At 68.0% G+C, this 9,941-nt stretch carries 6 protein-coding genes and 2 pseudogenes; 6 read left to right on the top strand and 2 right to left on the bottom strand.

What is annotated here, in order from left to right:
- Positions 1–123: 123 nt before the first annotated feature.
- Positions 124–476, bottom strand: a pseudogene (locus tag ACFXGX_RS33850) (PRC-barrel domain-containing protein).
- Positions 477–889: 413 nt separating this feature from the next.
- Here ACFXGX_RS33850 and ACFXGX_RS33845 point away from each other — a divergent pair.
- From ACFXGX_RS33845 to ACFXGX_RS33835, 3 genes are all read left to right on the top strand, one after another.
- Positions 890–1,594 (top strand): GAF and ANTAR domain-containing protein, encoded by a 705-nt coding sequence (locus ACFXGX_RS33845; protein WP_384799070.1) that lies wholly within the window; start codon positions 890–892, stop codon positions 1,592–1,594.
- Positions 1,595–2,167: 573 nt separating this feature from the next.
- Positions 2,168–3,772 (top strand): phospholipase D family protein, encoded by a 1,605-nt coding sequence (locus tag ACFXGX_RS33840; RefSeq protein ID WP_384799067.1) that lies wholly within the window; start codon positions 2,168–2,170, stop codon positions 3,770–3,772.
- A 195-nt stretch (positions 3,773–3,967) separates the two neighbouring features.
- Positions 3,968–5,146, top strand: coding sequence for an AI-2E family transporter (locus tag ACFXGX_RS33835; protein ID WP_384799064.1), 1,179 nt, complete (start codon positions 3,968–3,970; stop codon positions 5,144–5,146).
- Positions 5,147–5,250: 104 nt separating this feature from the next.
- On the opposite strand, the pseudogene ACFXGX_RS33830 reads toward ACFXGX_RS33835, so the two are convergent.
- Positions 5,251–5,367: pseudogene (locus ACFXGX_RS33830) on the bottom strand (ATP-binding protein); the annotation flags it as partial.
- Between the two features lie 928 nt (positions 5,368–6,295).
- Here ACFXGX_RS33830 and ACFXGX_RS33825 point away from each other — a divergent pair.
- The 3 genes from ACFXGX_RS33825 to ACFXGX_RS33815 are packed head-to-tail and all read left to right on the top strand — an operon-like array spanning position 6,296 to position 9,854.
- Positions 6,296–6,820: a PadR family transcriptional regulator gene (locus ACFXGX_RS33825; protein WP_384799061.1), complete on the top strand. Its 525-nt coding sequence runs from the start codon at positions 6,296–6,298 to the stop codon at positions 6,818–6,820.
- Positions 6,817–7,509: an ABC transporter ATP-binding protein gene (locus ACFXGX_RS33820; protein WP_384799058.1), complete on the top strand. Its 693-nt coding sequence runs from the start codon at positions 6,817–6,819 to the stop codon at positions 7,507–7,509. Before ACFXGX_RS33825 ends, ACFXGX_RS33820 begins: the two co-directional genes overlap by 4 nt.
- Positions 7,506–9,854, top strand: a complete 2,349-nt coding sequence (locus tag ACFXGX_RS33815; RefSeq protein ID WP_384799055.1) for an ABC transporter permease — start codon at positions 7,506–7,508, stop codon at positions 9,852–9,854. Before ACFXGX_RS33820 ends, ACFXGX_RS33815 begins: the two co-directional genes overlap by 4 nt.
- The last annotated feature ends 87 nt before the right edge of the window (positions 9,855–9,941 follow it).

The following is a 9,941-nucleotide window of genomic DNA, read 5'->3' as shown; positions in this document are numbered from 1 at the left end:
CGCGCGCGCGCCAGCCACACAAGCGCTCATAGCTCCGCAGATGTCCTGACAGGCGCGCTGTACACTGAGAGGGGGGCCCGGGGGGCGTGGGCGCGCCCCCCCCACTTCTGAGTGCTGCTGAAGTTACACAGAGCGGTGCCTCTGGTAGTAGCCGCCGATCTGCTCGTGGTAGCCCGCGTCGCCGGTGTGCTTGTCCTTGTCGAACTCGGGGGAGTCCTTGATCTGGTCCTTGGTGAGGTCGACGTAGATCTTCTGCTCCTCCTGGTCGACCCTGGTCACCGTGCCGGCGGGGAGCAGGACGTGCTTGCCGAAGATCCATACGCCGGTGTCGACGACGAGTAGGCGGAGTTGACGTCGTCCGAGTGCTTGTCGACCTTGCCGATGCTGCCGTCGGTGGCCTCGACCTTGTATCCGGTCAGATCGGTGCCGGCGGTGTGGCCTGTGGTCGGCTGGTAGCCCCAGATGCTGTCACTCATTGACGTATCTCCCTCATCGGAATGCATCGCCCCGCAATTGAACCGGAGCCTTTCAAACACCATCGAATTCGGTGACGTTCCCTCAGGAAGTCGGGTGTCCGGTCGTTCGGCCCGCACACATTCGCGTCGCGGAATTGCGGGCGGCCGGAGGGGCCGTGCTGGAGGCCATGGTTCCTGGCGTCACGGCCAGCCTCCGGCCGTAGCCAGGTGGGGGATGAGCTGGGGGAGAAGCCAGTCTGCGAGAGGCGGCACGAGATGTTTGCATGGATTGACAGGTGACTGACCGCTTCAGATTGAGACGTTTGTTCGTTCTCCGGCTGTGAGCCTGTCGAGCGCGGGTATCGGGTGATCTGACCGGATGCGAAGCGGAGGGCGAAGTGGACTGGGGACAGTTCGGGCAGAAACTAGCAGCGATGGCACGCGATCTCCTGGCACAGGATTCGTTCGATGCCACCCTGCGGCGGATCACGGAATCGGCCGTGGAGCTGGTCGAGGGTTGCGATGTGGCGGGCATACTCGTGCTGCATGACCACGAGGTGGAAACTCTCGCCCCCACCGACCCTCTGGTGGTCGACAGTGATCGACTCCAGGCGGAGCTAGGGGAGGGCCCCTGCTTCGACGCAGCTCACAGCGCGCAGGGGGAGCGGGTCTTTCGGATCGCCGACCTCACCGAGGAGGGGTCACGCTGGCCGCTCTTTGCCCCGCAAGCCTTCGAGCTGGGCGTGGGAAGCATGATGGGATTCCTGCTGTTCACCGATGCCGAGGAATTCGGGGCGCTGAACTTCTACTCACGAAAGACCGGCTCGTTCACCGAAGACAGCGAACAGGCCGGCCTACTGCTTGCCTCCCACGCGGCCATCGCCTTTTCGAGCGCCCGCACCCATGCTCAGATGGAGCATGCCATCGGCACCCGCCACGTCATCGGCGAGGCCATGGGCATCCTCATGGGCCGCCACGACCTGACCGAAGAACAAGCGTTCGACGTGCTGCGCCGCTACTCGCAGGAGACCAACATCAAGCTCCGTGAGGTCGCCCGCCGGGTCTGCGACACGGGCGGCGTCCCGCGAACCCCGCCCGGCGAACACCCGTTTCACGACCACGGCGACCACCGAAGCTAGGGGCCCGCTGTACAACAGCGAAGTACAGCAACCACCGCACCCGCCGCCGACCGTCACCGGTCCTGAGCGAGTGCCTGACGTCCCCAACAAACCTTAGCGACCACCATGCCCATAGTTCGCATCGAGAGGGTCACGGACGCGTCGGCCCGCCAGCCGCGGACCGCTGACTTGAGTGCACCATTGAGACTCCGCCAACCTACGTACCCGCCCGCGGCCCGTCTCGGGCGTCATCTGGAGTATGAAGGCTGTCACCCTGGCGGGGCTCGACCCAGCGGGTCTCGTGCGCGCCGCCCGTGCATCACCAGGGCCTCGACCAGATGGCGAACGCCTGACCCACACCCACACCTACACCCTCACCTTCGCCAAGGACGCGCTGCCGCCCGCATGGCTTCTGGTTCGTCACCCTCTACAACGAACACTATTTCTTCCACCCCAACGAGCTGCACCGCTACTCGCTCGGCACCAAGAACACGCCCCTGCGTTCGGAGCAGGAATCGCGTGGGCCGCGTGCTCAGGGGGTAACGGATCTACCAGGAGATCCAGGAAGGGGCCGTCGGCTGGAAGGAGTGCCACGTGGAGCGCGCCGACTGGCTGCTCACCCCCGCTCAGCGGGGCAATCCCGCGTCGCGGGTGGACCGCCGTCATGCCGACGGTGCGGCATGGTCTACGGACAACGACGTCCGCCCCCTGGTACACGGAGCGGTGTACTTCGCCGAGTTGCTCGCGGCCGTGCGGGCGCAGCGGGCCGGCGACGTATTGATGTTCACGGACTGGCGGGGTGACCCTGACGAGCTGCTGGACGGTCTGGACAGCACCCTCGGCGACGTGTTGTGCGACGCCGCACGCCGCGGTGTCGTCGTCAAGGGGCTGGTGTGGCGGTCGCACCTGGATCGGTTCCAGTTCAGCGAACAGGAGAACTACCACCTGGGGGAGGAGATCGAAGAGGCGGGAGGTGAGTGCCTGCTCGACATGCGGGTGCGGCCGGGCGGCTCGCACCATCAAAAGTTCGTGGTGCTGCGCCACCCGGGTCGGCCCGAGCGGGACGTCGCCTTCGTCGGCGGGATCGATCTGTGCCACAGCCGTCGAGACGACGCCGCTCATCAAGGTGACCCGCAGGCGCAACGCATCGCCGATGCCTACGGTTCACGTCCGCCCTGGCACGACGTCCAGCTGGCGGTGCGCGGGCCCGCCGTCGGCGATGTCGAGGCCACGTTCCGTGAGCGGTGGACGGACCCGGCTCCGCTCAGTCGCAGCCCGCGCAGCCGGCTGCGGGCGGCACTGCGGGGCGAGGACACACGGGCGGATCCGCTCCCGGTGCAGCAACCCGACCCGGGCCCCCGCGGTTCCCACACGGTCCAGATCCTGCGCACCTACCCGAACCGCCTCAGGGGCTATCCGTTCGCTCCCGACGGTGAACGCAGCATCGCCCGCGCCTACATGAAGTCCCTGCGGCGGGCACGCCGACTGATCTACCTAGAGGACCAGTACTTGTGGTCGGAGGATGCCCTGCGGCCTTTCGCCCAGGCTCTCGCGGATCATCCGGGCCTGCGGATGATCGCCGTCCTTCCGCCACTGCCGGACCAGGAAGGACGTATCAGCACACCGATGAATCTGCTTGGCCGGATCCGCGCCCTGGAAATTCTGCGACGGGCCGGCGGCGACCGGGTGGCCGTCTACAGCCTGGAGAATCACACCGGGAGGCCCGTATACGTCCATGCCAAGGTCTGTGTCATCGACGATGTCTGGGCCGCGGTCGGTTCCGACAACGTCAACCGGCGCTCGTGGACCCACGATTCGGAACTCAGCTGCGCTGTCCTCGACGAGACCCGAGACCCCCGTGAACCGACGGACCCTGGCGGCCTGGGTGACGGCGCCCGCGTCTTCGCGCGCGAGCTGCGGTTGACGTTGAATCTCGAACACCTTGACCGCGACGGGGACGGGGAGGCGGCCGCACTCTGCGACCCGGGCCGCGCCTTTGCTGCCTACGCCCACTCGGCCACCGCTCTGGACGCCTGGCACGACGGCGGCCGTCACGGTCCGCGACCGCCGGGACGGCTGCGCACCTATCACCCGCCGCATCTGTCCCGCATCACGCGGGCCCTGACCGACCCCCTGTACCGGGTCGTTGCCGATCCCGACGGCCGCCCGCGCTCTCTGCGCCGGCAGGGCGCCTACTGACCGGTGTCCCGGACGGGTGAGGTGACCCGGTGGGACGCGGACGCGGTAGGAGCGGAGTCCCTGGGTAACCGGATCTGTGCCGTAACGCGTCTCGGACGAAGTGCTCGTGGGCGTTGGCGCAGGGGCGAGAGCGGTTCAGGAGCGTCCTGGGCGACGCGCCCCACCTGTTCGAGGCAGTCAAGGAGAGGCGTCGCGATGTCTGCGCAGTCCGGGTCCGAGTCCGTTGGGCAAGAGCGGGGTGCGGTTGAAGAAGCGGGCGTGCGCGGCTCCGGTTCCGGACCGGCGGACGCCGTAGAGGGGTCCCGGAAGGCACCCCAGGAGCCGCCGCGCCGAGATCCACGCCGCGAGCGCAGGCGGTCGTGGGCGACGGTGGGGTTCGGTCTGGGCCTGGGCGCGAGTCTGGCGTGGCTGGCTGTGCAGACCGTGCTGCGGGTCAGTTCGATGTTGACCTTGCTGCTGCTGGCCGCGTTCGTCGCCATCAGTCTGGAACCGCTCGTCGCGTGGTTCACGCGCCGGGGTCTGCGGCGCGGCTGGGCCGTCGCGATCGTGCTGACGGGGTTCATCGCGGTACTCGGAGGGTTCCTGGCTCTGGTCATTCCGCCGGTGACCAACGAGGTGTCGTCGGTGGTCGATGCGGTGCCCGGTTGGTTGCAGCAGGTTCACGACCACCAGTCGGCGATCGGTCGTCTGGAGGACCGCTACCACCTGGTCGAGAAGGCCAAGCAGCAGGTCGGGTCGGGAGACGGAGCGACCGGCCTGGCGGGGGGTGTTCTGGGCGCAGGCCAGATGGTCCTGAGTACCCTCACGTCCACGGCGATCGTGATCACGGTGACCCTGTACTGCATGGCGGCCCTGCCGGCCATCAAACAGTTCTGCTACCGCTTCGTGGCCGCGAGCCGGCGCGAACGCGTCGAGGGTATGGCCGAAGAGATCATGAATCGGATCGGGAAGTTCATGCTCGGCAACCTCGTTACCTCGGGTATCGCCGGCTTGGCGACCTTCGCCTGGTGCGTGGGGGCCGGCGTCCCCTACGCGGCCGCCCTGGGCATCTTCACCGCGCTGATGGACCTGATTCCGATCGTCGGCTCCACTCTCGCCGGCATTATCGTCAGCCTCGTCGCGCTGTCCGTTTCTCTGCCCGTCGCGATCGCGACCGCGGTCTTTTACGTTGTCTTCCGGGTCGCCGAGGACTACCTCATCGTGCCGCGGGCCATGAAGTTCGCGGTGGACGTCCACCCCTTGGTCACCGTCCTCGCTGTGCTCGTCGGCGGCGCACTTCTCGGCATCATCGGTGCCCTCGTCGCCATCCCGGCAGCCGTCGCCGTCGGTCTGGTCCTCGACGAGTACGTGTTTCCCACGAAGGAGCGGAAGTGAGGAGGCGTCTTGTCGGCTTCCGGCGTATCCGTCGGCCCCGGGGGAGAGGCCACGACGTTTGTCGGGGATGCACTGTCCGCATCCCACTCTGAGTGCACCACCGCTCAGGCCACTTCGGTGTCCCACTCGATGGCCTGGAGGTGGTTGTTCAGCCGGTAGCTGTTGCCGTTGATCGAGACGACTTCGCAGTGGTGTAGGAGGCGCTCGAGGATCGCGGGGGCCGCAGTTCAGACCCCTTGATCAGGCCCGACCAGCGACGCCGACAACCCTCTTACCTCCTCCGTTCCTGTTCTGCCCCCCTGGTTGTGGTGGTGGGCGCAGAACATGATCACGGAGGGAGGGAAGAGCGTCGGGGCGGCCTGGTGTCGCGCGTCGGGTGTTGGCCCTCCGCGCTCGCGCCGACAGGCCGGCCGGGGGGCAACGCTCCAGGCAATGGGTGGGAGTGGCCGGGAAGGCTCAGCGGTGGGCTCTGTCGGCACCGGGCCGGTACGCACCCGTTCGGCTCACACGGACTTCGGGCTGTGTCTCGTTGCTTACGACATGACGATGCAGGACGTATCGAGCATGCCCGGCGGCGCCGTGCCAGCCCTACCCGCAGGATCTCCGTCGCCTTACAACAGCGATCAAGCCCGCCTTGCGCTGCGGGGCCTGCTGGAGGATGCCCTCGCCCGCTTGCCGCTCCTGGACCCCCTTACCCAGTTCGGCCGAACACCCCAGATCTAGGGCCCCGTACAGAGCTGCTGGTCGGGAAGGGGTGAGGCGGCCCGGCATCGGAGGGTGAGTCGGCGCCGGGCCGCAACGCCAGCCTGCATCAGCGAGAACGCCGGCGCCACGCGGATGCGGCACCGGGGGAGGGCCCGAAGCGGATCCTCAGGGCTTCGGGCCCTCGATCGGCACACAGTCTCAGAGCGTTGATATCCCGCGCGCCGATCCGCTCAACGACGCGACGTCAGGTACGACACGATGCAACGGCCTTCCTGGATCAGTCAATAGGCCACCAAGGTAGACGAAAACGACCACTGTCTGCCTGTTTCCGAACCGCGACGATCGGAATTCCCGACTCCCTCACCTGCACTGTCATGCATCCCTCCACGACCTATAAACTCGATGTATACATGCCGCGTATACATGGTGTGTAGAGTGCGGGTCATGCCCATCGGTCACACCCTTTTGGGGCTCCTGGAGTCCGGCCCGCGACACGGTTACGACCTGAAGCGGGCCTTCGACGAGACGTTCGGTCACGACCGGCCGCTGCACTACGCCCAGGTCTACTCGACGATGTCCCGGCTGCTGAATAACGGGCTCGTCGAGGTCGACGGGATCGAGGCGGGCGGCGGTCCCGAGCGCAAGCGGTACGCGATCACCGAAGCCGGGATCACCGACGTACAGCGGTGGCTGGCGACCCCGGAAAGGCCGGAGGCCTACCTCCAGTCGACCCTTTACATCAAAGTCGTCCTCGCGCTGCTCACCCACCGGGACGCCGCCGACATCCTGGACACCCAACGCTCTGAGCACCTGCGCAGCATGCGCATCCTGACCGACCGCAAGCGCAAGGGCGATCTGGCGGACCAGATGATCTGCGATCACGCCCTCTTCCACCTAGAGGCGGACCTGCGCTGGCTGGAGCTGACCGCCACCCGCCTCGACAAACTCCGTAAGGCTGTAGCCCGATGACGACTTCTCTCCCTGGTTCCCTGCTCACCGCGCAGGACCTGCGCAAGACCTATGGGCACACCCACGCCCTCGACGGCGCCGAGTTCTCTATCCACCCCGGCGAAGTCGTCGCCGTCATGGGCCCCTCCGGCTCCGGCAAGTCGACGCTGCAGCACTGCCTCGCGGGCATCCTGCCGCCCGACTCCGGGTCGATCACCTACAACGGGCGCGAGGTGACGACGATGAGCAACGCCCAGCGCAGCGCGTTACGCCGCTCCGAGTTCGGCTTCGTATTCCAGTTCGGGCAGCTCGTGCCGGAACTGACCTGCGTGGAGAACGTCGCCCTGCCGCTCAGGCTGAACGGCACCTCCCGCAAGGAAGCCGAGCGGGCGGCGCTCGGCTGGATGGAACGCCTGGAGGTCGACGACCTGAAGGGCAAGCGGCCCGGCGAGGTCTCCGGCGGCCAGGGCCAGCGTGTCGCCGTGGCCCGCGCGCTGGTCACCGGACCGCGCCTGCTGTTCGCCGACGAACCGACCGGCGCGCTCGACTCCTACAACGGCGAGCGCGTGATGGACCTGCTCACCGACGCGGCCCGCTCCACCAACGCCGCCGTCGTCCTCGTCACCCACGAGACACGCGTGGCCGCCTACTCCGACCGCGAGATCGTCCTCCGCGACGGCAAGTCCCGCGACATGGAGCGCGCCGTATGAGTCCTCGCCAGTGGGCCAGAGACTTGGCCATGGGAGCCCGCTTCGCCATCACCGGCGGCCGCGAGGGCTGGGTCCGGATGACGCTGACCGCGGTCGGCGTCGGCCTCGGCGTGGCACTGCTCCTGCTGTGCACCGCCCTTCCCAACGTCTTCGCCGCCCGCACCCGGGTGGAGGACGCCCGCTACGCCAACGTGTACTCCCAGAAGGTCCCGTCCAAGGCCGACAACACCTTCCTGATCGCCCAAGCCGACACCACCTGGCACGACGACGAGATCCTCGGCCGGTTCGTCGAACCCGAGGGCAGGCGGGCGCCGCTGCCCCCGGGAGTCGACGCTTTCCCGGGCAAGGGCGAGATGGTGGTGTCCCCCGCGCTCAAGAACCTGCTCGCCTCGGACGACGCCACGCTGCTGCGGGAACGCCTGCCCTACAAGATCACCGGTACGATCGGCGAGAGCGGACTCATCGGCGCCCACGAACTGGCCTACTACGCGGGCGCCTCGGGGCTGAAACTCACGAGCTTCTCCGCGATGCACCGGCTGACCGCATATGGCAAACCGGACGCGACACCCGAGAAGACCGACCCGGTGCTGCTGCTCATGGTCCTGGTCGTGTTCGTGGTGCTGCTGACCCCGGTCGCCGTGTTCATCGCCGCCGCCGTCCGCTTCGGCGGCGAGCGCCGCGACCGCCGACTGGCCGCGCTGCGCCTGGTCGGCTCGGACAGTCACATGACCCGGCGGATCGCGGCGGGCGAAGCACTCGCCGGAGCCCTGCTCGGCCTGGTCATCGGCACCGGCTTCTTCCTCCTCGGTCGTCAGACGCTGGGCTCCACCGAGGTGCTGGGCGTGAGCGTCTGGCCCAGCTACCTCGATCCCTCCCCCGTGCTCGCCGCGCTGGTCGCGGTGGCGATCCCGGCCGCCGCCGTACTCGTCACGCTGCTCGCGATGCGCGGCGTGGTGGTGGAACCGCTTGGCGTCGTGCGCACGGCCAAGCAGCGCCGCCGCCGGCTGTGGTGGCGGCTGCTGCCGCCGCTGGCCGGCCTCGCGATGCTCTACCCGATGATCGGCAAGGGCCGCAAGAACGGCGCCTTCAACCAGTACCTCGTCATCAGCGGCGTACTGCTGCTGCTGATCGGCATCACCGCGCTGCTCCCCTGGGTCGTGGAGGCGGTCGTCGTCCGCCTTGGCAAGGGCGCACTGTCCTGGCAGCTCGCGGTACGGCGGCTGCAGCTGAGCAGCGGAACCGCCGCACGCATGGTCAACGGCATCGCTGTCGCCGTGGCCGGAGCCATCGCCCTGCAGATGCTGTTCACGGGAACGCAGAGCCAGTACACCAAGGCCACCGGCAAGGACCCTAGCCGGGTCCAGATGCAGGTCGTCTTCAGCGGCCCCAAGCTGCTGTCCGGCATCGAGCGCGAATTCACCGGCACCAAGGGGGTACGGGCCGCGGTGGCCCCGGCCATCTCGGAGTACGGGGACGCGCGTCGCAACCCGAAGAACAGCAACGGCCTAACCGTGGGTAACTGCACCGCTCTGCGCGAACTCGCCACGCTTCCCTCCTGCAAGGACGGCGACGTGTTCATCACGCGAACGAGGAGCCATTACACCTCCCCCAGCAACGCCGACGAAATCGCCGTGGTGAAGCCCGGTCGGCAGCTCTACATCGACCCGTCGTACGACGACGCCACCGAACGCGGCCTCGAGGTGCCCTGGACCGTTCCGGCGAACGTGCGGGTGGTGGGCGCGCGCAAGGACTCACTGCAGGACGCCAACGGTCTGCTCGTCACCCCCGCCGCACTGCCCGCCAAGGCCGCGCCCGCGTTGTTCTCGGACGGGGTCTACCTGCGTCTGGACCCGTCGGTGCCCAACTCACGGGAGTACATACGCAACGTCGTCGCCCGGATCGACCCCCTGGCACGCACCTACAGCTGGTCTGCGACCCAGGAGGACGCCAAATACGCCTCCATCCGCACCGGCCTGTTCGTCGGCTCCGCCTTCGTGCTGGCACTGATCGGCGCGAGTCTGCTGGTCTCCCAGCTGGAGCAGCTGCGCGAGCGCAGGAAGCTGCTCTCCGCGCTGGTCGCCTTCGGCACCCGGCGCCGGACGCTGAGCCTGTCGGTGCTGTGGCAGACGGCCCTCCCGGTCGGACTCGGCCTCGTACTGGCCACAACGGTGGGTATCACCCTCGGCTCGGCGCTGCTGAAGATGACCCGTACACCGGTGGCCATGGACTGGGCGAGCGTCCTGACCATGACCGGCGTGGGCGCGGCCGTGGTCGGCGTGATCACACTGCTCAGCCTGCCGTCGCTGCTGCGGATGATGCGCCCGGAAGGCCTGCGCACGGAATAGCCCCTCACGCATCCCCCGAAGTGGGGGGGGCCCCGCGGGGGGGGTCCCGCACTCGGGGCGCGGGAAGCCACGGGGGGCGAACAACAA

It is taken from the genome of Streptomyces sp. NPDC059371 (assembly GCF_042751995.1).
Taxonomy (GTDB): Bacteria; Actinomycetota; Actinomycetes; order Streptomycetales; family Streptomycetaceae; genus Streptomyces.
This window is presented reverse-complemented; position numbering and strand designations above follow the sequence as displayed.